A 20820-nucleotide genomic window follows, 5' to 3' on the forward strand; every position below is an offset into this window, starting at 1 on the left:
GGGTGGAGATCAACAACTACAAAGCGTCATACTTGCGGATGTGACCAGCGCTGTCGGGACCTCAGGTACTGCAATCACGTCGCGCGTTCATTCGCTGAATCGACCCAACATGGTCAGTGTCGGCACCATCGTCTGGCTCTCCAGCGAGTTGATGTTCTTTGCCGGCCTGTTCGCGATGTACTTCACCGCGCGTGCCCAATCCGGCGGAAAATGGCCGCCGCCGCCGACCGAGCTCAACCTGTACCAGGCCGTCCCCGTGACGTTGGTGCTGATCGCGTCGTCGTTCACCTGCCAGATGGGCGTGTTCGCGGCCGAGCGCGGTGACGTGTTCGGGCTGCGCCGCTGGTACGTCATCACCTTCCTGATGGGCCTGTTCTTCGTTTGCGGGCAGGGGTATGAGTACTTCCACCTGGCGACCCACGGGACCACCATTCCCGGCAGCGCCTACGGCAGCGTGTTCTATCTGGCCACCGGGTTCCACGGCCTGCACGTGACCGGCGGCCTGGTCGCCTTCATCTTCTTGCTGGCCCGCACCGCGATGAGCAAGTTCACGCCGGCGCAGGCTACGGCCAGCATCGTCGTCTCGTACTACTGGCATTTCGTCGACATCGTGTGGATCGCACTGTTCACCGTGATCTATTTCATCCGATGAGCAGGCGCTGGACGAACAGGAGTGCTCGGTTGAAGAAACTGGGGTCTACCCGATCCGGTTCGCGGCTTCCTCAGTCGCACCAGGGGCAGCGTGACCGTTCGCGACGGCGGTTGCGCCGCCGCTTGTCGGGCGGCCTGCTGCTGCTGATCGCGCTGACCATCGCCGGTGGTGTGGCCGCCGTCCTGACCCCCCGCCCGCAGGTGGCCGTCGCGGACGAGTCGAACTCGGCGCTGCTGCGGACCGGCAAGCAGCTGTTCGACACGTCGTGCGTGTCCTGCCACGGCGCCAACCTGCAGGGCGTGCCCGATCGCGGGCCGAGCTTGATCGGCGTCGGCGAGGAAGCCGTCTACTTCCAGGTGTCCACCGGCCGGATGCCGGCGATGACCGGCGAGGCGCAGGCGCCCCGCAAGGAACCGATCTTCGACGAGGGCCAGATCGACGCCCTGGGCGCCTACGTGCAGGCCAACGGCGGCGGCCCGACGACCGTGCGCAACCCCGACGGCAGCCTGGCGATGCACTCGCTGCGCGGCGAGGACCTCGGCCGCGGCGGTGACCTGTTCCGGCTCAACTGCTCGTCCTGCCACAACTTCACCGGCAAGGGCGGGGCGCTGTCGTCCGGCAAGTACGCGCCGGACCTGGAGCCCGCCAACGAGCAGCAGATCCTGGCGGCCATGCGGACCGGTCCGCAGAACATGCCGAAGTTCTCCGACCGCCAGCTGTCCTTCGAGGCCAAGAAGGACATCATCGGCTACATCAAGGCGGTGACCGAAGAGCGTCAGCCGGGCGGCTACGGCCTCGGCGGATTCGGACCCGCGCCCGAGGGGATGGCCGCCTGGATCATCGGGATGGTCGCCGCGATCGGGCTGGCACTGTGGATTGGGGCACGGGCATGAGCGACTCAGCTGACCACGGAAACGTTCGCGGCTCGGACACCGGCGGAAACCCGCACGGCACCGGCGAGCGGGAGCCCGACGACGCCGCGCTGGCCGCGATGTCTCAACAGGAGCTGGTGGCGCTGGGCGGCAAGCTCGACGGCGTCGAGACCGTGTTCAAGGAAAACCGTTGGCCGGTCGAGGGCACCAAAGCCGAGAAGCGCGCCGAGCGTGGCGTTGCCCTGTGGCTTTTGCTGGGCGGCGGCGGTTTCGGGCTGGCGCTGCTGCTGATCTTTTTGTTCTGGCCGTGGGAGTACAAGCCCAAGGAGGCCGCGGACAGCTGGCTCTACTCGCTGACCACCCCGCTGTACGGCCTGACCTTCGGGATGTCGATCCTGTCGATCGGGATCGGCACCATCCTGTACCAGAAACGCTTTATCCCCGAAGAGATTTCGATTCAGGACCGGCACGACGGCGCCTCCCGCGACGTCGACCGCAAGACCGTCGTGGCGAACCTGGCCGACGCCTACAGCGGCTCCACCATCGGGCGGCGCAAGCTGGTCGGGCTGTCGCTGGGCGTGGGGCTGGGCGCGTTCGGCCTGTCCACGTTGGTGGCGTTTGCCGGCGGCCTGATCAAGAACCCGTGGAAGCCGGTGGTGCAGACCGCCAACGGCAAGAAGGCGGTGCTGTTCACCTCCGACTGGACCCCGCGCTACCACGGCGAGACCATCTACCTGGCGCGCGCCACCGGCAGCTTCGCCGGGTCGCCGTTCGTCAAGATGCGGCCCGAGGACATCGACGCCGGCGGCATGGAAACCGTCTTCCCGTGGCGGGAGTCCGACGGTGACGGCACCACCCCGGAGTCGCAGGAAAAGCTGCGCGCGATCAACCAGGGCGTGCGTAATCCCGTGATGCTCATCCGGATTCGCCCCACCGACATGCACCGTGTGGTCAAGCGGCAGGGCCAGGAGAGCTTCAACTTCGGCGAGCTGTTCGCCTACACGAAGGTCTGCTCGCACCTGGGCTGCCCCGCGTCGCTCTACGAGGAGCAGTCCTACCGAATCTTGTGCCCTTGCCACCAGTCGCAGTTCGACGCGCTGCACTTCGCCAAGCCGATCTTCGGGCCGGCGGCGCGTGCGTTGGCGCAACTGCCGATCACCATCGACACCAACGGGTATCTGGTCGCCAACGGTGACTTCATCGAGCCCGTCGGACCGGCATTCTGGGAGAGGACGACATCATGAGTCCCAAACTGAGTCCCCCGAAGATCGGCGACGTCCTGGCCCGCCAGGGCGAGGACATCGATACGCGCTATCACCCCTCGGCTGCCGTACGCAGACAGCTCAACAAGGTGTTCCCCACCCACTGGTCGTTCCTGCTGGGCGAGATCGCGATGTACAGCTTCATCGTGTTGCTGCTCACCGGGGTGTACCTGACGCTGTTCTTCGACCCGTCCATGGGCGAGGTCACCTACAACGGCGCCTACCAGCCGCTGCGCGGGGTGGACATGTCGAAGGCGTTCGCGTCGACCCTCGACATCTCCTTCGAGGTGCGCGGCGGCCTGTTCGTTCGTCAGGTCCACCACTGGGCCGCGCTGATCTTCTCGGCGTCGATCATGGTGCACCTGGCCCGCATCTTCTTCACCGGCGCGTTCCGTCGGCCGCGCGAGGCCAACTGGGTCATCGGTTCGCTGCTGCTGATCCTGGCCATGTTCGAGGGCTACTTCGGCTACTCGCTGCCCGACGACCTGTTGTCGGGCATCGGGTTGCGCGCGGCCCTGTCCTCGATCACGTTGGGCATGCCGGTGATCGGCACCTGGCTGCACTGGGCCCTGTTCGGCGGTGACTTCCCCTGCGGCGGCGTCGGAAACGAATGCGCCACAGCGGGTTACATCATCCCCCGCATGTATGCCCTGCACATCCTGCTGCTGCCCGGCATCATCCTGGCGCTGATCGGGCTGCACCTGGCCATGGTGTGGTTCCAGAAGCACACCCAGTTCCCCGGACCGGGCCGCACCGAGCACAACGTGGTCGGCGTGCGGGTGATGCCGGTGTTCGCCGTGAAGTCCGGCGCGTTCTTCGCCGCGATCGTCGGCGTGCTGGGTCTGCTCGGCGGTCTGCTGCAGATCAACCCGATCTGGAACCTGGGGCCCTACAAGCCATCTCACGTCTCGGCGGGCTCGCAGCCGGACTTCTACATGATGTGGACCGAAGGCCTGGCCCGTATCTGGCCGCCATGGGAGTTCTACTTCTGGCACCACACCATCCCGGCGGTGGTCTGGGTGGCGCTGATCATGGGCGGGGTCTTCATCCTGCTGATCATCTACCCGTTCCTGGAGAAGCGGTTCAGCGGTGACTACGCGCACCACAACCTGCTGCAGCGCCCGCGCGACGTGCCGGTGCGCACGTCGATCGGCGCGATGGCGATCGCGTTCTACATGGTGCTCACGCTGAGCGCGATGAACGACATCATCGCGTTCAAGTTCGACATCTCGCTGAACGCGACGACGTGGATCGGCCGCATCGGCATGGTGATCGTCCCGCCGATCGTCTACTTCGTCACCTACCGGTGGTGCATCGGGCTGCAGCGCAGCGACCGCGCGGTGCTCGAGCACGGCATCGAGACCGGCATCATCAAGCGGCTGCCGCACGGTGCCTACATCGAGCTGCACCAGCCGCTGGGCCCGGTCGACGACCACGGCCACCCGCTGCCGCTCGAGTACCAGGGCGCGGCGCTGCCCAAGAAGATGAACAAGCTGGGCTCGGCCGGGACGCCGGGCAGCGGCAGCTTCATGTTCGCCGATCCGGCGTCCGAGGACGCGGCGTTGCGGGAGGCGGCGCACCGCTCCGAGCAGCGTGCCCTGACCGCGCTGCGCGAACACCAGGACAGCCTCAACGGTTCGACGAACGGTTCGTCCAACGGCTCGACCAACGGCGAGCACTGACCCGCTCAGCCCGGCTCCCCATCGGCCCCCTGGCCGACGCGGGAGCCGGGCAATCGAGCACCCGCAATCACCCACGAGCGCGCGCGACATAAAGCGTTGCGACGACGCACGACGTGTCGTCGCAATGCTTTATGTGTCGATGGTTTACGCCTCGACGGCGATACGCGTCAGCGCTCGTCGACCACGCGGCGCAGCTGGCGGATATGCAGCCACTCGACCGCCGGCATCGCCGCGGTGATGGCACCGGCGAATACATACGCCGTCCAGGACGCGCCGTCGTGGCCGACGGCCATCAGGTAGGTCGCCGTCGCGACCGCGATCAGCGCCGCACCCATGGTGCCGGTCAGTATGACCGTGCCGCGTAACCAGACTCGGTCCACCGTCTCCCCTGACCACTCGGCATCCGTCTTCGGCGGCGCCGCCTGCACCGTGGCCTGCCGGGCCCGCTCGGCCGCCGTGCGCGGCGCCTGAGACATCAGGCGCACCGGCGGCCGGTTCGGCGCTGTCATCGCCCGGGCGGCCGGCTCGGACTGAGACATCCGCCGGGCCCGCAACAGTATTGGGATCGCGCCCGCGATGATCAGCGCGGAAACGATGATGACCGCATACAACACCCACGTGGTGTGCGGGCTGCTGGCCGATTTGTGAAAGCCCCGGCCCAAATCGGTGAGCGCGACGGCCGCGGCCACGCTGACGCCCAACAGCACCAGGTAGATGGCGGCGCACGCGCCGAGCAAAATGCGGTCGATCACCTCGGGCGAAACGGTGTCGTCGCCGATCCCGCGCCGGTATGCCGAATATCTGCTGACCATCAGCAGCTCGTCTGCGGCGAGTCGTTGCTGTTCGACGACAGCACGGTTCCGTCGCTCGTCGTGATCGAGCAATTGAGCCTGCTGACCCGGAACAGGCTGGAGGCCTCCACCGAGCCCACGTCGGATTGCGAGATCGGGGTGACGGTCATCGACCAGGGGATGTACACGTTGTGCTGGGTGCGCCGCCGCCCGGACGCGTCGACGTAGGTCACCGAAATGATGTCGCCCGGGGCCTTGGTGCCGGTCACCGAGTAGGTGACCTGCCGCGGCCCGGCCGGCGTCGTGGGCGGCGGTGGCGCCGCCGCGGTGGAGGTCGCCGGCGGCGCCGGAGCGGGTGCGGGCGGGGGCGGCGGTGCCGGAGAGGGCGTCACCGTCACAGTCTGTGTCTCCGTTGCTGTCGGGGGCGGCGGCGGTTCGGTCGTGGGTGGCGGTGGAGGCGGCGGCGGTGGTTTGGTGGTCGTGATCTCGTCCTGCATCGGCGGCGTGGACGGGGCGGTGGTGGTGTTGGGGTTGGCCAGCTTGGTGGTGTCGGTCCGGGCGAACAGCAACGACACCGATACGACGAGCGCGATCGCGGCCACGATGGCGGCGATCCCCACCACCCACGGCCAGCGCGCGGTGCTGCGTTCGTCCTCGTCGGCGGACTCGTCGTAGTCCTCATAGTCGTAGAGCCGCAGATCGGCGGGTAGGTAGGGGCCGCTGGTGAAGTGCTCGGACTCCGGGGCCGAGTAGGCACGCGAGTATGCGTCCGTCTGGTCAGCGGCGGCCAGTTCGGCGCTGTCGTCGAAGGGTTCCGCCGCGCCCTCGACGTCGTGGTCGCCGCCGGGCTCCCCGTCGTCAGCGGGGTCGTCACCGGCGTCCGCGTGGTGGCTGATCGGGTCGACAGGATCGGATTCGTCAGGTTCCCATCCCGGGGGTTTCGACCCGCTCATCTCTGCCCTTTGCCTACCCTGTTCGACTGCATCACCTGCGCGTAAAACTCCGCAATCACCTCGTTGCCGGGCGCGCTGGGAACTTCTCATTGCCTGCGCGAAACACTACCGAACCCAAAACGGGCAGAGCCGCCGTGGCGATCGGCGCAAGCGATCACGTGATCGGATTGTGACCTTTATGCCGCGAATCAGTGCTTCTCAGGACCCAGGTAGTACTCGAAGACCAGTCCGGCCACCGACGACAGGACGAACATGACGCCGGCGAAGATCAGCCACGGCAGCCACAGCCCGATGCCCACCGCCACCACCGAGCCCGACAGCGCGATCAGGATCGGCCACCAGCTGTGCGGGCTGAAGAAGCCCAATTCCCCTGCTCCGTCGCTGATCTCGGCGCCTTCGTAGTCCTCGGGCCGGGTGTCGAGCCGGCGCGCCACGAACCGGAAGAAGGTGGCCACGATCAGCGCCAGCCCACCCGTCAGCGCGAGCGCGGTGGTGCCCGCCCACTCTTCCCCGCCGGTGGCGAACAGCGCGGTCAAAACCCCGTAGAGCAGCGCAACCACAAAGAAGAACCCGGCGATGAACTCGAATAGCCTGGCTTCGATATGCATTTGGTGTCCTAACCTACTGGCTTAACTGGCCGCGGCGGGTGTCGAACGGGTGCGTGGTCACCGCGGCGGGAGGTTGTCCGATCGCCTGCAGCGCCGCGGCGTTGCTCTTGCCATCCATCCGCTGCTGCAGGTAGGCCTTGAAGTCGTTGGGCGACACCACGCGAACCTCGAAATTCATCATCGAGTGATAGGTGCCACAGAACTCGGCGCAGTGGCCGACGAACGCCCCGGGCGTGTTGATCTCTTCGACCTGGAAGACGTGCACGGAGTTGTTCGCGTCGGCGTTCGGGATGACGTCGCGCTTGAACAAGAACTCGGGAACCCAGAACGTGTGGACGACGTCGGCGGACGCCAGATCGAATTCGATGCGCTTGCCGGTCGGGAGCACCAGCACCGGGATCTCGTCGCTGGTTCCCAGCGTCTCGACCTTGTCGTAGTTCAGGTAGGTGCGGTCCGAGGTGTTGAGGCCGCGGACGGGCCCGACCAGCTCTTCGCCGTGCTCGTCCTTGCCTTCCGGCTTGGACACCATGGCCTTCTTGCGCGCCGCGTCCGCCCCGTCGTAGGTCAGCGTGCCGTCCTTGAAATCGACGCGCTGATAGCCGAACTTCCAGTTCCACTGGAATGCCGTGACGTCGATCACCACTTCGGGATCCTTGGCGATGTGCAGCATCTTCTCCTGCACCACGACGGTGAAGTAGAACAGCACCGAGATGATGAGGAACGGCGTCACGGTGAGCGCCAGCTCCAAGGGCATGTTGTAGCCGAACTGGCGGGGCAGCTCGGTGTCGGTCGCCTTTTTGCGGTGGAACGCCGAGGACCAGAAGATCAGGCCGTAGACGATGACGCCGACGACCAGCGAGGCGATCACCGCGCCGATCCACAGCTCCCGGTTGAGCTGCGCCTGCGGCGTGATCCCCCTCGGCCAGCCCAGGGCCAGCGCGTCGGCCCAGCTGCTGCACCCGCTCAGGAACATCGCCAGCACACCCAGCGTCACGGCCAGCGCCAGCGGCCGGAGACGGCGGGAAAGACCGGTGGCGGAGCCCCCAGGACGGCGCTGAAACCTACCCTGCGACAAAGATTGCGAACGGTCCTGCTCGCGAGGGGTCACGTTGGCGCCTCCTGCTCGGATATCGAATACTACGCAGCGTAGACCACGCGCCTGAGGCGGGCGACGAAACCCCGGCCCGCCAGTCTCGCGCCGTGCCGGGTGCGACGTCCACGAGCGGTCGCCAAGTGCGGCATACTGGGGCGCCGTGTGTGGTCTGCTGGCGTTCGTTGCCGCCCCCGAGGACGGGGACAAGGAGGCGGCCGCCGCCCGCGCCGACGACGCGATCGCGCGCGCGTCGCATTCGATGCGCCACCGCGGGCCCGACGAGCCCGGCACCTGGGTCGACCCGGACACCGACGGTTCGGTGGTGTTCGGCTTCAACCGGCTGTCCATCATCGACATCGCGCATTCGCACCAGCCGCTGCGCTGGGGGCCGCCGGAGGCGCCCGACCGCTACGTGCTGGTGTTCAACGGCGAGATCTACAACTACCTGGAGTTGCGCGACGAACTGGCCACCTCCCATGGGGCCGTCTTCGCCACCGATGGTGACGGCGAGGCCGTCGTCGCCGGCTACCACTACTGGGGCACCGATGTCCTGACCCGATTGCGCGGCATGTTCGCCTTCGCGCTGTGGGACACCGTTACCCGCGAATTGTTTTGCGCCCGAGACCCTTTCGGCATCAAACCGCTGTTCATGGCGACCGGTGCCGGCGGCACCGCGGTGGCCAGCGAGAAAAAGTGTCTGCTGGATTTGGCCGAGCTGATCGGGTTCGACACGCGCATCGACGAGCGGGCGGTGCAGCACTACACCGTCCTGCAGTACGTGCCCGAGCCCGAGACGTTGCACCGCGGGGTGCGCCGGCTGGAATCGGGCTGCTACGCCCGGATCCGCCCCGACCGCCTGCAACCCGAGGTCACCCGGTACTTCGTGCCCCGGTTCGCCGCCACCCCGATCGCCCGCGGCAGCGAGCAGGCCCGGTACGACGAGATCACCGCGGTGCTCGAGGACTCGGTGGCCAAGCACATGCGCGCCGACGTGACGGTCGGGTCCTTCCTTTCCGGCGGCATCGACTCCACCGCCATCGCGGCGCTGGCCATCCGGCACAACCCGCGACTGATCACGTTCACCACCGGCTTCGAGCGGGAGGGATTCTCCGAGATCGATGTCGCGGTGGCCTCGGCGGAGGCGATCGGCGCGCGCCACATCGCCAAGGTGGTCACGCCGGACGAGTTCGTCGCCGCCCTGCCAGAAATCGTCTGGTACCTCGACGAGCCGGTCGCCGACCCGGCGCTGGTGCCGCTGTTCTTCGTCGCTCGCGAGGCCCGTAAGCACGTCAAGGTGGTGTTGTCCGGCGAGGGCGCCGACGAGTTGTTCGGCGGCTACACGATCTACCGGGAGCCGTTGTCGCTGAAGCCCTTCGACCATCTGCCGCGTCCGCTGCGGCGGTCGATGGGCAAGGTGTCGCGCCCGCTGCCCGAGGGGATGCGGGGCAAGAGCCTGCTGCACCGCGGCTCGCTGACGCTCGAAGAGCGTTACTACGGCAACGCCCGCAGCTTCTCCGACGCGCAGCTGCGCGACGCGCTGCCCGGCTTCCGCCCGGAGTGGACCCACACCGACGTGACCGCGCCGCTGTACGCCGAGTCGGCGGGCTGGGACCCGGTGGCCCGCATGCAGCACATCGACCTGTTCACCTGGCTGCGCGGCGACATCCTGGTCAAGGCCGACAAGATGACGATGGCCAACTCGCTGGAGCTTCGGGTGCCGTTCCTGGATCCCGAGGTGTTCGCCGTGGCGTCCCGGTTGCCCGTCGACGCCAAGATCACCCGCACGACCACCAAGTACGCGTTGCGCCGCGCGCTCGAGCCGATCGTCCCCGCGCACGTCCTGCACCGGCCCAAGCTCGGGTTCCCGGTGCCGATCCGGCACTGGTTGCGCACCGGCGAGCTGCTGGAGTGGGCCTACGAGCTGGCGGCGTCGTCGCAGGCGGACCACCTGGTGGACCGGGCGGCCGTGCACCGGATGCTCGACGAGCACCGCAGCGGCGCCGGCGATCACAGCCGCCGGCTGTGGACGCTGCTGATCTTCATGCTCTGGCACGCGATCTTCGTCGAGCGCAGTGTGGTGCCGCAGATCAGCGAGCCGATGTATCCGGTGCAGCTGTAAGCCCGGGCTTCGCGTGTGAATCCTGGGCTTTCATCGTGAACCCTGGGCGCGGTGTGTCGGCGTGTCGGCGCCGTCAGCGCACACGCGACGCCGTGGGTTCACACTCGATGCGGCCCGGGCGAGAAAGGGCGTCGGGGAAACGGCGCTAACCCAGCACCGCGGCGATCTCGGCGGCCGCCTCGTCGCCGTAGGCGTCGGCCAGACGGGTCTTGGCGACCTCGCGGTCCCACGCCCATTCCTGGGTTCCGGTCGACTCCAGCACCAGCACGGCCACCAGCGAGCCCAGCTGTGCCGAACGCTCGAGGTTCAGCCCGGCGCTGCGCCCGGTGAGGAAACCGGCCCGGAACGCATCGCCGACACCGGTGGGGTCGGTCTGGCTGGTCTCGGGGACCACGCCGACGTGCGTGGTGGTGCCGTCACGCTCGACGATGTCGACGCCCTTGGCGCCGAGCGTGGTCACCCGCAGGCCCACCTTCTGCTGCACGTCGGCCTCGGACCAGCCGGTCTTGGAGAGCAGCAGCTCCCACTCGTAGTCGTTGGTGAACAGGTAGGCCGCGCCGTCGACCAGCTTGTCGATCTCCTCCCCGGACAGGCGGGGCAGCTGCTGGGACGGGTCGGCGGCGAACGGCAGGCCGAGCTTGCGGCACTCCTCGGTGTGCACCACCATCGCGTCGGGGTCGTTGGCCCCGATGATCACCAGGTCGGGTGTGCCGACCGACGACGCGACGTCGGCAAGCTTGATGTTGCGGGCCTCGGACATGGCGCCGGGATAGAACGACGCGATCTGGGCCATGTCCTCGTCGGTGGTGCACACGAAGCGCGCGGTGTGCGCGGTCTTCGAGATCAGCACGTGGTCGCAGTTGACGCCGTGGCTCTGCAGCCAGTCGCGGTACTCGCCGAAATCGTCACCGGCCGCGCCGACCAGCGCGACGTCGCCGCCCAGCACACCGATGGCGAAGGCGATGTTGCCCGCCACGCCGCCGCGGTGAATCACCAAGTCGTCGACCAGGAAGCTCAAGGACACCTTCTGCAGGTGCTCGGCCAGCAGGTGCTCGGAAAACCGGCCGGGGAACCGCATCAGATTGTCGGTCGCAATCGAACCTGTCACCGCGATCGTCACGAAATCTCCATCCTTCGTTAGTAAGGTTATCTAGCTTACTCAGGCGCCTCCGACCGTCGTCGCGTGCACGGTCGCCGCAAGGTCTGCGCTAGCCTCCCTAGGGAACTCACTCAAGTCGCCGGGATCACAATGCGTGCGCCGCAACCCGCTTGCAGTCCCGTCTACCACCGTAGGAGAACCACGATGGCAGGCCCGCACTCGCCGAACCACGCTGGCGGCGGCAACGGACCGAGCGGACACGAGCCCCCACGCGAATCCGAGCCACTCGAGTTCCCCGATGACCCCGCCACCGGCGGCCCGGGCTTCACCCCGGCTCCGCAGGCGGGACCCCCTTCGGGCAATTATGCCGGGCCGCCCCCGGGGCCGGCGCCGTATCCGCCGCCACGCTCCAGGCGGCGGCTGATCGTCGGCGTGGCGCTGGCCATCGCGCTCGTCGCGGTGATGACGGTGGCCATCGTCTACGGGGTGCGCACCAACGGGGCCAACACCGGCACCACGTTCTCCGAGGGCGCGGCGAAGACGGCGATTCAGGGATACCTGGACGCGCTCGAGCACCGCGACATCAACGAGATCGCCCGGAACGCGCTGTGCGGCCTCTACGACGCCGTCCAGGACAAGCGATCCGACCAGGCGCTGGCCAAGCTCAGTAGCGACGCATTCCGCAAGCAGTTCTCCGAGGTGGAGATCACCTCGATCGACAAGATCGTGTACCTGTCGCAGTACCAGGCTCAGGCTTTGTTCACCATGCGGGTGTCGCCGGTGAGCGGGGGACCCATGCGCGGGCAGGTGCAGGGCATCGCGCAGCTGCTCTTCCAGCGCGGCCAGATCATGGTGTGCTCATACGTGCTGCGCACCGGGGGCTCGTACTAGAGCTTTTCTTGCCGCGAGACCGCAACCGCCGACGGCCCTACTCGGGGAACGCGTCGGTAGTCGCAGTCTCGCGGTGAAATCAGTTGAACGAGTCGCCGCAGGCGCACGACCCGCCGGCGTTGGGGTTGTCGATGGTGAACCCCTGCTTTTCGATGGTGTCCACAAAGTCGATGGACGCGCCCTCGACGTAGGGCGCGCTCATCCGGTCCACCGTCAGGGTCACACCCCCGAACTCCGCGATCAGGTCGCCGTCCAGCGACCGGTCGTCGAAGAAGAGGTTGTAGCGCAGCCCAGCGCACCCGCCCGGCTGGACCGCGATGCGCAGCGCCAGGTCGTCGCGACCCTCCTGGTCCAGCAGCGACTTGGCCTTGGTGGCGGCGGCCTCAGTCAGGATCACGCCGTGGGTCTTGGCGTTCGACTCGTTTTGCACCGTCATTGCTTCTCCTACATGCCTCATTTGTTGAGCGGGGACCGATCACGCCCGGCGCCGCCGGACTGCCGGAAAGTCCACACCATCAACGGTACCTTGCAGGACCGCTATTCCCGAGTCGCGCCGCCACAACGGAGGCCAGACCCATGAGCTGATTGGCGGCGTCGGCCTGGGCCAGCCGCACCGATCCTGCGTGCTCGGCGATCGACAACGCGGCCATGATCCCCGACGAGCGCACCGTCGCGTTGTCCAGATCGACCTGGCCGGCCAGGACCACCACCGGGATGCCCCGCGGCCGGGCCGCGTCGGCCAGAAAGCCCACCACCTTCCCGTGCAGGGACTGCTCGTCGAAGCGGCCCTCGCCGGTGACGATCAACTCCGCCGTGTCGAGATCGTCGGAAAGCCGGGTGTGTTCGGCGATGATGGCGGCCCCGGACTCACACCGCCCGCCGAGCGCGAGCAGCCCGGCGCCGATGCCGCCGGCGGCGCCCGCGCCCGGTTCGGCGCTCACGTCGCGCCCGGCCACCGCCTCCAAAATGAGCGCCCAGGCCTGCAGCCGAACTTCCAGCGCCGCGACGGTGGCCGTGTCGGCGCCCTTCTGCGGCCCGAACACTCGGGCCGCTCCCCACGGACCGAGCAGGGGGTATTCGGTGTCGGAGGCGGCGATCAGCTCCACGTTGCCCAGTTGGCGGCGGGCGGTGTCCAGGCCGCCCAACTCGGCGATCATGCCCTGGCCGCCGTCGGTGCACGCACTGCCACCCAACCCGACGACGATCCGCGTCGCCCCCACCCGCAGCGCCTCGGCGATCAGCTGCCCCACGCCTTTGCTGTGGGCCGCCATCGCGGTCTCTGGGGTGGGCGGACCGCCGAGCAGCGCCAAACCGCAGGCCTGGGCGCACTCCAGGTATGCGGTCGCCGACCCGGGATCGAAGACCCATTCGGCCTCCACCATGGCCTTTAGCGGCCCCGACACCCGCAATCGCCGCATCTCCCCCAGCCGGCTGGCCAACACCTCGACGAAGCCGGGCCCACCGTCGGACTGCGGCGCGACGATGAACCGGTCGCCCGGACGCGACCGTGTCCAGCCCGTCGCGATGGCGGCGGAGGCTTCCAGGGCGGACATGCTGTCGGCGTAACAGTCCGGGGCCACCAAAACCTGCATCGCGGGTAGCTGAAGGCGGCCGGGCGCCAGGCCGGGGGCAGCATCATCCGAGGCCATCGACCCGTCGTCCATCAAAGGCAGCCATTCATCACGTGTAAGAGTAGGGCCAAGTGCGGCACTAACGCAGGTCTAATAGCAAGGCATTCCAGGCGAATTCCGGCGCGCGTCATCCGCGAAGTAACCTGGCCCCTGTGAAGCTTTTGGGTCGCAAGAAGGGCCAGGACACCGACCTCGACGAAACCGTGGCCGTGTCGGCCGCCTCCGACGTTGCTGGCGGCCCGGACGCCGCACCCCGCCGGACCGGACCCAAGGGGCGCCCCACGCCCAAGCGCAACGAGGCCCGCCGGAACGCGAAGAAGGGCCCCGTCGCGCCCGCACCCATGACCTCCGCCGAGGCGCGGGCCCGGCGCAAATCGCTGGCCGGCCCCAAGCTCAGCCGCGAGGAGCGCCGCGCCGAAAAGACCGCCAACCGCGCGCGCATGTCGGAGCGCCGCAATCGCATGATGGCCGGCGAAGAGGGCTACCTGCTGCCGCGCGACCAGGGCCCGATCCGACGCTACGTGCGCGACGTGGTGGATTCCCGGCGCAACCTGCTGGGCCTGTTCATGCCGTCGACCCTGTTTTTGATGTTCGTCATGTTCGGCGTCCCGCAGCTGCAGCTCTGGATTTCCCCGGCGATGCTGGCGCTGATGGCGGTGATGAGCGTCGACGGCCTGATCCTGGGCCGCAAAGTCAGCAAGCTGGTCGACGCGAAATTCCCCGACAACACCGAAAGCCGTTGGAAGCTAGGCCTTTACGCCGCCGGCCGCGCCTCCCAGATGCGCCGGCTGCGGGCGCCGCGGCCCCAGGTGAAGCATGGCGCCAGTGTCGAATAACCGTTACCCGAAGGCCGGCTGACGCCGGTGCGCACCCTGGTGCTCGGCGGGATCAGGTCAGGCAAGTCACGGTGGGCGGAGGACGCCATCGCCGCGGGGTTGCCGCCCGGCCGGCCGGTCCATTACCTGGCTCCCGGTCCGGCCGGTGCCGACGACGCGGCCTGGGCGCACCGGGTCGCCGAGCATCGTGAGCGCCGGCCCGCGCATTGGTCGACGATCGAAGCCTGCGACATCGCAACGCAATTGCGCCAATCCGCGGACACCCCCACCCTGGTCGACGATCTGGGCACCTGGCTGGCCGGCGCGATGGACCGCGAGAACGCATGGGAGGGGGGCTCGGTGGCGGCGCCGGTCGACGACGTGCTGTCCGCGGTCGGCGGCTTCGCCTCGACACTGGTGCTGGTCAGCCCGGAAGTCGGGCTGACCGTCGTGCCCGCCACCGCCGCCGGGCGCCGGTTCGCCGACGAACTCGGCGGCCTCAACCAGCGCCTCGCCCGGCTGTGCGATCGGGTGGTGCTGGTGGTGGCCGGGCAGGCGGTGCCGATCAAACCGTCGGGGGCCTAATGGAATTCGCCGTCGTGTCACCGCCCGACGCGGGCGCCGCGGCCGCCGCCCGCGCGCGCCAGGACGCCCTCACCAAGCCGCGCGGCGCGCTGGGCCGCCTCGAGGACCTGTCGGTGTGGATCGCGTCGTGCCAGGGGCAATGCCCCCCGCGAGGGTTCGAGCGCGCCCGGGTGGTGGTGTTCGCCGGTGACCACGGCGTCGCCCGCTCGGGGGTGTCGGCGTACCCGCCGGAGGTGACCGCGCAGATGGTCGCCAACATCGACGCGGGCGGGGCAGCGATCAACGCGCTGACCGGCATCGCCGGGGCGAGCGTGCGCGTCGCGGACCTGGCGGTCGACGCGGAGGCGCTCAGTCCACCGATCGGCGCCCACAAGGTGCGGCGCGGCAGCGGCGACATCAGGATGCAGGACGCGTTGAGCGACGAGGAGACCGAGCGGGCCCTGGCCGCCGGCGCCGCCATCGCCGACGAGGAGGTCGACGCGGGCGCGGATCTGCTGATCGCCGGTGACATGGGCATCGGAAACACCACGGCCGCAGCGGTTTTGGTGGCGGCTTTGACCAACGCCGAGCCGGTCGTGGTGGTGGGCTTCGGCACCGGGATCGACGACGCCGGGTGGGGACGCAAGACCGCCGCGGTGCGCGACGCCCTGTTCCGGGCGCGGCAGGTGCTGCCGGATCCGGTCGCGCTGCTGCGCTGCGCGGGCGGGGCGGATCTGGCGGCGATGGCGGGCTTTTGCGCGCACGCCGCGGTGCGGCGCACGCCGCTGCTGCTCGACGGCATGGCGGTGACCGCGGCCGCGCTGGTCGCCGAGCACCTGGCTCCCGGCGCCCGGATGTGGTGGCAGGCCGGTCACCGGTCCACCGAGCCGGGCCACGCGTTGGCGCTCACGGCACTGGATCTGGAGCCGATCCTCGACCTGCGCATGCGGCTGGGCGAGGGAACCGGCGCCGCGCTGGCGGTGCCGGTGCTGCGCGCCGCGGTGGCCGCCCTGTCGTCGATGGCCACGTTCACCGAGGCCGGCGTGTCCAACCGCCCCGACCAGGCTGCTCCCCCGTCGTGATCCGTTCGCTGGCAACGGCTTTCGCGTTCGGTACGGTGCTGCCCGTCCCGGGTGCGCGGACCGCGCCGATGGGCCGCGGCGCCCTGACGGCGTTTCCGGTGGTGGGCGCGGGCCTGGGGGCGTTGGCCGCGGCCATCACCTGGGGCGCGGAGCTGGCCTTCGGCCGGTGCACCCCGCTGGCGGGGGTGCTTGCGGTCGTGGTGCTGCTGCTGATCACGCGTGGCCTACACGTCGACGGTGTCGCCGACACCGCCGACGGCCTGGGCTGCTACGGGCCGCCGCAGCGGGCGCTGGCGGTGATGCGGGAGGGATCGACCGGGCCGTTCGGGGTGGCCGCCGTCGTCGTCGTGGTGCTGCTGCAGGGGCTGGCGTTCTCGGCGCTGGGCGCGGGCGGCGGGGTGCGCGGCGTCGTCGGGATCGCCGTGGCGGTGTTCGCCGGGCGGGTCGCCGCGGTGCTGGCCGGTCACCGCGCGGTGCCGGCCGCCGAGGGCAGCGCGCTGGGTGCGGCGGTCGCCGGCAGCCAGCCGACGGCGGTGGTGACGGCCTGGGTCGCGGTGCTGCTGGGGATTTCGCTGGCGGCCGGGCCGCGGCCGTGGCACGGACCGGCGGCGGCGTTGCTGGGCCTGGGCTGCGGCGCGGTCCTGGTGCGGCACTGCGCGCGCCGCTTCGGCGGGATCACCGGCGACGTGCTGGGCGCCGCGATCGAGCTGACGACGACGGTGTGCGCGGTGGCGCTCGCGGCCCTGGTGCGGTTCTAACGCGCCGAGCGCCCGGCCAGCCGGGCGCCGACACCCGAGCGCCCGCCTGGCCGGGCGATCGAGCGGCTACCCGAGCTGCCTACCCGAGCCGGGCCATCCAGCCGTGGGTGTCGGCGAAGGTGCCCCGCTGAATCCCGGTGAGCGTGTCGCGCAACGCCATCGTCACCTCGCCGGATTGGCCGTCGGCGATGGTGAATTCGGCGTCGCCGTACTTGACGTGGGAGACGGGTGTGATGACCGCGGCGGTGCCGCAGGCGAACACCTCGGTGATCTCGCCGGCGGCGGCCTTCTTCTGCCACTCGTCGATGTCGATCTTGCGTTCCTCGACGGAGAACCCGGCGTCAATGGCCAACTGCAGCAACGAATCTCGCGTGATCCCGGGTAGCAGTGAGCCGGACAGTTCCGGCGTGACCAGCCGCGCCGACCCGCCGCTGCCGAACACGAAGAAGATGTTCATGCCGCCCATCTCCTCGACGAAGCGTCGCTCGACGGCGTCCAGCCACACCACCTGGTCGCAGTCGTGAGCCGCGGCTTCGGCCTGGGCGGACAGCGAGGCGGCGTAGTTGCCGCCGAACTTGGCCGCGCCGGTGCCGCCGGGGCTGGCCCGCACGTACTCCGTCGACACCCAGACCGTGACGGGGTTGATGCCGCCCTTGAAGTAGGCGCCGGCCGGCGAGGCGATCAGCAGGTAGCGGTATTGCCGGGAGGGCCGCACGCCCAGTCCGGGCTCGGTGGCGATGACGAACGGGCGCAGATACAGCGCCTCTTCCCCACCGGCGGACGGGACCCAGGCGTTGTCGACGGCGATGAGCTGGCGCAAGGATTCCATGAACAGCTCTTCGGGCAGTTCGGGAATCGCCAGCCGTCGCGCCGACGAACGCAGCCGGGCGGCGTTGGCCTCGGCGCGAAACGAGACGATCGAGCCGTCCGCCCAGCGGTACGCCTTGAGGCCCTCGAAGATTTCCTGGGCGTAGTGCAGCACGAGCGCCGACGGGTCCAACTCGATCGGGCCGTAGGGGATGACGCGCGCGTCGTGCCAGCCCCGGCCCTCGTCGTACTCGATCGCCACCATGTGGTCGGTGAAGTATTTACCGAAACCCGGCTCGGCCAGGATGGTTTCGCGTTCGGTGTCGGTCGCCGGACGTGTCGAGCGCGAAACCGTGAACTCGAGGGAGCCACTGGTCATCCGCCGATTGTATATCCGCCCGCCGAATCGGATTTCGCCCGCGCGGGCGGCGTGGCTAGCGGGTTTTCACCGCGACGAACGGCGGGCGCACGACTTCGCAGGCTGCGCGACGGCCGCGGACGTCGACGGTGATCTCCTGGCCGTCCTCGACCCCGGCGTCGGTGTCGACGAGCGCCAGCGCGATGCCGGCCTGCAGCGTCGGCGAAAAGGTACCCGAGGTGGTCACCCCGACCGGGGTGTCGCCGGCCAGCACGGTCTGCCCGGCGCGCAGCACCCCGCGGCCGGTCATCCGCAGCCCGCGCAGCAGCCGCCGCGGCCCCGCCTCCTTCTCGGCCAGCAGGGCGTCGCGGCCGAAGAACGCCTCCTTCTTCCAGCCGATCGCCCAGCCGCAGCGGGCCTGCAGCGGGGAAATGTCGAGCGACAGTTCGTGCCCGTGCAGTGGATAGCCCATCTCGGTGCGCAGCGTGTCGCGGGCGCCCAAGCCGGCCGGCTCGCCGCCGGCCGCCTTGACCGCGGCGGCCAGCGCGTCGAACACCACACCGGCGGACTCCCACGGCGGCAGCAGCTCGTAGCCGTGCTCGCCGGTGTAGCCGGTGCGGCAGACCCGCACCGGTACCCCGGAATACGAGGTGTCGGCGTAGGCCATGTAATCCATGTCGGTGGGCAGGCCCAGCTCGCCGAGCACGTCGGCCGAGCGCGGGCCCTGCACGGCCAGCACCGCATAGGAGCGATGCAGGTTGGTGATGGTCAGTTCGGGTGGCGCGGCCGCCTGTAGCGCGTCGACCACGGCCGCGGTGTTGGCGGCGTTGGGCACCAGAAAGATCTCGTCGTCGTCGACGTAGTAGGCGATCAAATCGTCGACGACCCCGCCGGATTCGGTGCAGCACAGGGTGTATTGCGCCTTGCCGGGCCCGATCCGGTTCAGGTCGTTGGTGAGCGCGGCGTTGACGAACCGCGCGGCGCCCGGCCCGCGCACCAACGCCTTGCCCAGGTGGCTGACGTCGAACAGGCCGACCGCGTTGCGCGTCGCGTTGTGCTCGCTGACCGTGCCCGCATACGACACCGGCATCAACCAGCCGCCGAACTCGGCGAAGCTGGCACCCAGGTCGCGGTGACGGTCTTCTAACGGTCCGTGCAGAAGGTCGGCTTCGTTGCTCACGACTCTTCACCCTAAGGGGCCGCGACGGGCGGCCCGTTAGGGTGATGCGGATGAGCACAGAACCCGGTTACGCCTCCCCCGCTGTCACTGTCGCCTCCTCGCTGCCCCGGCGCGCCGCCGCGTCCACCGTGCTGATCGTGCCCGTCGTCTCGACCGGCGACGACGACAAGCCGGGCGCGGCCGTCACCGAGGCCGGGCCGTTCCTGTCCTCGGATGCGGTCGCCGAGATCGAGTCCGGGCTGCGCGCGCTGGAGGCCACCGGCGGCGCCGACCAGGTGCACCGGCTGGTGGTGGGTTCGCTGCCGGTGTCCAGCGTGCTGACGATCGGCCTGGGCAAGCCGCGGCCGGAGTGGCCGGCCGACACGGTCCGCCGCGCCGCCGGGGTGGCCGCGCGGTCGCTGGGCAGCACCGCGGCCGTGATCACCACGCTGGGCGAGCTGCCCGGTGACGGCGTCGTCTCGGCCGCCGTCGAGGGCCTGATCCTGGGCAGCTACCGGTTCACCGACTTCCGCAGCCCCAAGTCCGCACCCAAAGACAAAGGGCTGGGCAAGATCACGGTGCTCGCCACCGCCAAGGACGCCAAGAGGGACGCCGCGCACGGTGCGGCCGTCGCGACCGCGGTCGCCACCGCCCGCGACTTCGTCAACACCCCGCCGAGCCACCTGTTCCCTGACGAATTCGCCAAGCGCGCAAGGGCTTTGGGCGAGTCGGTGGGGCTCGAGGTCGAGGTGCTCGACGACAAGGCGCTGCGCAAGGGCGGTTACGGCGGGATCATCGGCGTCGGCCAGGGGTCGTCGCGGCCGCCGCGGCTGGTGCGGCTGACCCACCGGGGCGCGAAGCTGGCCAAGCGGTCCAAGCAGGCGAAGCGAGTCGCCCTGGTGGGCAAGGGCGTCACGTTCGACACCGGCGGCATCTCGATCAAGCCGGCAGCCGGGATGCACTACATGACCTCGGATATGGGCGGGGCCGCGGCGGTCATCGCGACGGTCACGCTGGCCGCGCAGCTGCAGCTGCCCATCGACGTGATCGCCACCGTGCCGATGGCCGAGAACATGCCGTCGGCGACGGCGCAGCGCCCGGGTGACGTGCTGACGCAGTACGGCGGCATCACCGTCGAGGTGCAGAACACCGACGCCGAGGGCCGGCTGATCCTGGCCGACGCCATCGTGCGCGCCTGCGAGGACAACCCGGACTACCTGATCGAGACGTCCACGCTGACCGGCGCGCAGACGGTGGCGCTGGGCAGCCGGATCCCCGGCGTGATGGGCAGCGACGAGTTCCGCGACCGGGTGGCCGCGATCTCGCAGCGGGTCGGCGAAAACGGTTGGCCGATGCCGCTGCCCGACGAACTCAAGGAGGACCTGAAGTCCACGGTGGCCGACCTGTCGAACATCAGCGGGCAGCGCTTCGCCGGCATGCTGGTGGCGGGCGTGTTCCTGCGCGAGTTCGTCGCCGACGGCGTGGGCTGGGCGCACATCGACGTGGCCGGCCCGGCCTACAACACCGGCGGGCCGTGGGGGTATTCGCCCAAGGGCGCCACGGGCGTGCCGGTCCGCACCATGTTCGCGGTCCTCGAGGACATCGCCGAAAACGGCTGACGCAC

Annotated in this window: 20 protein-coding genes; 11 read left to right on the forward strand and 9 right to left on the reverse strand. The window is 69.4% G+C overall.

Translation table 11 applies throughout. The features are described 5' to 3' along the window. The first annotated feature begins 40 nt into the window (after nucleotides 1-40). Genes ctaE through qcrB form a run of 4 tightly spaced genes read left to right on the forward strand, consistent with a single transcriptional unit; the run spans nucleotide 41 to nucleotide 4468 of the window. Entirely contained in the window at nucleotides 41-652 is a 612-nt protein-coding gene (ctaE, locus tag QGN30_RS16655; protein WP_008256075.1) for an aa3-type cytochrome oxidase subunit III, read from the forward strand. Nucleotides 653-681: 29 nt separating this feature from the next. After that, a complete protein-coding gene (qcrC, locus tag QGN30_RS16660) occupies nucleotides 682-1545 on the forward strand; it encodes a cytochrome bc1 complex diheme cytochrome c subunit (RefSeq protein WP_026071573.1) in 864 nt (287 codons plus the stop codon). Next, a complete protein-coding gene (gene qcrA, locus QGN30_RS16665) occupies nucleotides 1542-2768 on the forward strand; it encodes a cytochrome bc1 complex Rieske iron-sulfur subunit (protein ID WP_008256067.1) in 1227 nt (408 codons plus the stop codon). The genes qcrC and qcrA overlap by 4 nt, the downstream gene beginning before the upstream one ends. After that, entirely contained in the window at nucleotides 2765-4468 is a 1704-nt protein-coding gene (gene qcrB, locus QGN30_RS16670; protein ID WP_009957144.1) for a cytochrome bc1 complex cytochrome b subunit, read from the forward strand. The genes qcrA and qcrB overlap by 4 nt, the downstream gene beginning before the upstream one ends. Before the next feature lie 167 nt (nucleotides 4469-4635). Here qcrB and QGN30_RS16675 read toward each other — a convergent pair whose 3' ends face one another. The 4 genes from QGN30_RS16675 to ctaC form a co-directional block, all read right to left on the reverse strand. After that, complete coding sequence (locus QGN30_RS16675) at nucleotides 4636-5280, reverse strand: DUF2561 family protein (RefSeq protein WP_009957143.1); 645 nt, start codon at nucleotides 5278-5280, stop codon at nucleotides 4636-4638. After that, nucleotides 5280-6212, reverse strand: coding sequence for an MmpS family transport accessory protein (locus QGN30_RS16680; RefSeq protein ID WP_008256057.1), 933 nt, complete (start codon nucleotides 6210-6212; stop codon nucleotides 5280-5282). The genes QGN30_RS16675 and QGN30_RS16680 overlap by 1 nt, the downstream gene beginning before the upstream one ends. A gap of 188 nt (nucleotides 6213-6400) precedes the next feature. Then, the gene (locus QGN30_RS16685) at nucleotides 6401-6820 is read right to left on the reverse strand and encodes a cytochrome c oxidase subunit 4 (protein ID WP_008256055.1); all 420 of its coding nucleotides are present in this window, start codon (nucleotides 6818-6820) and stop codon (nucleotides 6401-6403) included. Between the two features lie 13 nt (nucleotides 6821-6833). Beyond that, nucleotides 6834-7928 carry an aa3-type cytochrome oxidase subunit II gene (gene ctaC / locus QGN30_RS16690; RefSeq protein ID WP_026071572.1) on the reverse strand — a complete coding sequence of 365 codons (1095 nt, stop codon included), beginning with the start codon at nucleotides 7926-7928 and terminating at the stop codon, nucleotides 6834-6836. A 145-nt stretch (nucleotides 7929-8073) separates the two neighbouring features. Here ctaC and asnB point away from each other — a divergent pair, with 145 nt between their 5' ends. Continuing rightward, nucleotides 8074-10032, forward strand: coding sequence for an asparagine synthase (glutamine-hydrolyzing) (gene asnB, locus QGN30_RS16695; RefSeq protein WP_326564988.1), 1959 nt, complete (start codon nucleotides 8074-8076; stop codon nucleotides 10030-10032). A 145-nt stretch (nucleotides 10033-10177) separates the two neighbouring features. On the opposite strand, the gene QGN30_RS16700 is transcribed toward asnB, so the two are convergent. Continuing rightward, nucleotides 10178-11152 carry a carbohydrate kinase family protein gene (locus QGN30_RS16700; RefSeq protein ID WP_008256052.1) on the reverse strand — a complete coding sequence of 325 codons (975 nt, stop codon included), beginning with the start codon at nucleotides 11150-11152 and terminating at the stop codon, nucleotides 10178-10180. 183 nt (nucleotides 11153-11335) lie between these two features. On the opposite strand from QGN30_RS16700, the gene QGN30_RS16705 reads away from it, so the two are divergent. After that, complete coding sequence (locus tag QGN30_RS16705; RefSeq protein ID WP_008256051.1) at nucleotides 11336-12022, forward strand: Rv0361 family membrane protein; 687 nt, start codon at nucleotides 11336-11338, stop codon at nucleotides 12020-12022. 79 nt (nucleotides 12023-12101) lie between these two features. Here QGN30_RS16705 and QGN30_RS16710 read toward each other — a convergent pair whose 3' ends face one another. Further along, nucleotides 12102-12458 carry a HesB/IscA family protein gene (locus QGN30_RS16710; protein ID WP_008256050.1) on the reverse strand — a complete coding sequence of 119 codons (357 nt, stop codon included), beginning with the start codon at nucleotides 12456-12458 and terminating at the stop codon, nucleotides 12102-12104. Between the two features lie 79 nt (nucleotides 12459-12537). After that, on the reverse strand, nucleotides 12538-13614 hold the full coding sequence (locus QGN30_RS16715) for a glycerate kinase family protein (protein WP_008256049.1): 1077 nt from the start codon (nucleotides 13612-13614) through the stop codon (nucleotides 12538-12540). 242 nt (nucleotides 13615-13856) lie between these two features. On the opposite strand from QGN30_RS16715, the gene QGN30_RS16720 reads away from it, so the two are divergent. Genes QGN30_RS16720 through QGN30_RS16735 form a run of 4 tightly spaced genes read left to right on the forward strand, consistent with a single transcriptional unit; the run spans nucleotide 13857 to nucleotide 16872 of the window. Next, nucleotides 13857-14489, forward strand: a complete 633-nt coding sequence (locus tag QGN30_RS16720) for a DUF3043 domain-containing protein (protein WP_225331213.1) — start codon at nucleotides 13857-13859, stop codon at nucleotides 14487-14489. A gap of 27 nt (nucleotides 14490-14516) precedes the next feature. Further along, a complete protein-coding gene (locus QGN30_RS16725) occupies nucleotides 14517-15053 on the forward strand; it encodes a bifunctional adenosylcobinamide kinase/adenosylcobinamide-phosphate guanylyltransferase (RefSeq protein ID WP_014379953.1) in 537 nt (178 codons plus the stop codon). Continuing rightward, a complete protein-coding gene (gene cobT / locus QGN30_RS16730) occupies nucleotides 15053-16114 on the forward strand; it encodes a nicotinate-nucleotide--dimethylbenzimidazole phosphoribosyltransferase (protein WP_014379952.1) in 1062 nt (353 codons plus the stop codon). Before QGN30_RS16725 ends, cobT begins: the two co-directional genes overlap by 1 nt. After that, nucleotides 16111-16872: an adenosylcobinamide-GDP ribazoletransferase gene (locus QGN30_RS16735; protein WP_014379951.1), complete on the forward strand. Its 762-nt coding sequence runs from the start codon at nucleotides 16111-16113 to the stop codon at nucleotides 16870-16872. Before cobT ends, QGN30_RS16735 begins: the two co-directional genes overlap by 4 nt. 79 nt (nucleotides 16873-16951) lie before the next feature. Here the strand turns inward: QGN30_RS16735 and QGN30_RS16740 are convergent, their stop codons facing one another. Together QGN30_RS16740 and gcvT are read right to left on the reverse strand one after the other, a co-directional pair. Then, on the reverse strand, nucleotides 16952-18058 hold the full coding sequence (locus QGN30_RS16740; protein ID WP_008256044.1) for a branched-chain amino acid aminotransferase: 1107 nt from the start codon (nucleotides 18056-18058) through the stop codon (nucleotides 16952-16954). A 55-nt stretch (nucleotides 18059-18113) separates the two neighbouring features. Next, the gene (gene gcvT, locus QGN30_RS16745) at nucleotides 18114-19217 is read right to left on the reverse strand and encodes a glycine cleavage system aminomethyltransferase GcvT (RefSeq protein ID WP_014379950.1); all 1104 of its coding nucleotides are present in this window, start codon (nucleotides 19215-19217) and stop codon (nucleotides 18114-18116) included. Nucleotides 19218-19267: 50 nt separating this feature from the next. Here gcvT and QGN30_RS16750 point away from each other — a divergent pair, with 50 nt between their 5' ends. After that, complete coding sequence (locus QGN30_RS16750) at nucleotides 19268-20815, forward strand: leucyl aminopeptidase (protein ID WP_009956001.1); 1548 nt, start codon at nucleotides 19268-19270, stop codon at nucleotides 20813-20815. Nucleotides 20816-20820: the final 5 nt, after the last annotated feature.

It is taken from the genome of Mycobacterium sp. 3-98 (assembly GCF_035918355.1).
In the GTDB taxonomy this organism is placed as follows: Bacteria; Actinomycetota; Actinomycetes; order Mycobacteriales; family Mycobacteriaceae; genus Mycobacterium; species Mycobacterium intracellulare.

Coding starts and splice junctions, on each gene's coding strand:
- qcrA (WP_008256067.1), top strand. CDS start 1,542: ATGAGCGACTCAGCTGACCACGGAAACGTTCGCGGCTCGGACACCGGC.
- qcrB (WP_009957144.1), top strand. CDS start 2,765: ATGAGTCCCAAACTGAGTCCCCCGAAGATCGGCGACGTCCTGGCCCGC.
- QGN30_RS16675 (WP_009957143.1), bottom strand. CDS start 5,280: ATGGTCAGCAGATATTCGGCATACCGGCGCGGGATCGGCGACGACACC.
- QGN30_RS16680 (WP_008256057.1), bottom strand. CDS start 6,212: ATGAGCGGGTCGAAACCCCCGGGATGGGAACCTGACGAATCCGATCCT.
- QGN30_RS16685 (WP_008256055.1), bottom strand. CDS start 6,820: ATGCATATCGAAGCCAGGCTATTCGAGTTCATCGCCGGGTTCTTCTTT.
- QGN30_RS16705 (WP_008256051.1), top strand. CDS start 11,336: ATGGCAGGCCCGCACTCGCCGAACCACGCTGGCGGCGGCAACGGACCG.
- QGN30_RS16710 (WP_008256050.1), bottom strand. CDS start 12,458: ATGACGGTGCAAAACGAGTCGAACGCCAAGACCCACGGCGTGATCCTG.
- QGN30_RS16715 (WP_008256049.1), bottom strand. CDS start 13,614: ATGCAGGTTTTGGTGGCCCCGGACTGTTACGCCGACAGCATGTCCGCC.
- cobT (WP_014379952.1), top strand. CDS start 15,053: ATGGAATTCGCCGTCGTGTCACCGCCCGACGCGGGCGCCGCGGCCGCC.
- QGN30_RS16740 (WP_008256044.1), bottom strand. CDS start 18,058: ATGACCAGTGGCTCCCTCGAGTTCACGGTTTCGCGCTCGACACGTCCG.
- QGN30_RS16750 (WP_009956001.1), top strand. CDS start 19,268: ATGAGCACAGAACCCGGTTACGCCTCCCCCGCTGTCACTGTCGCCTCC.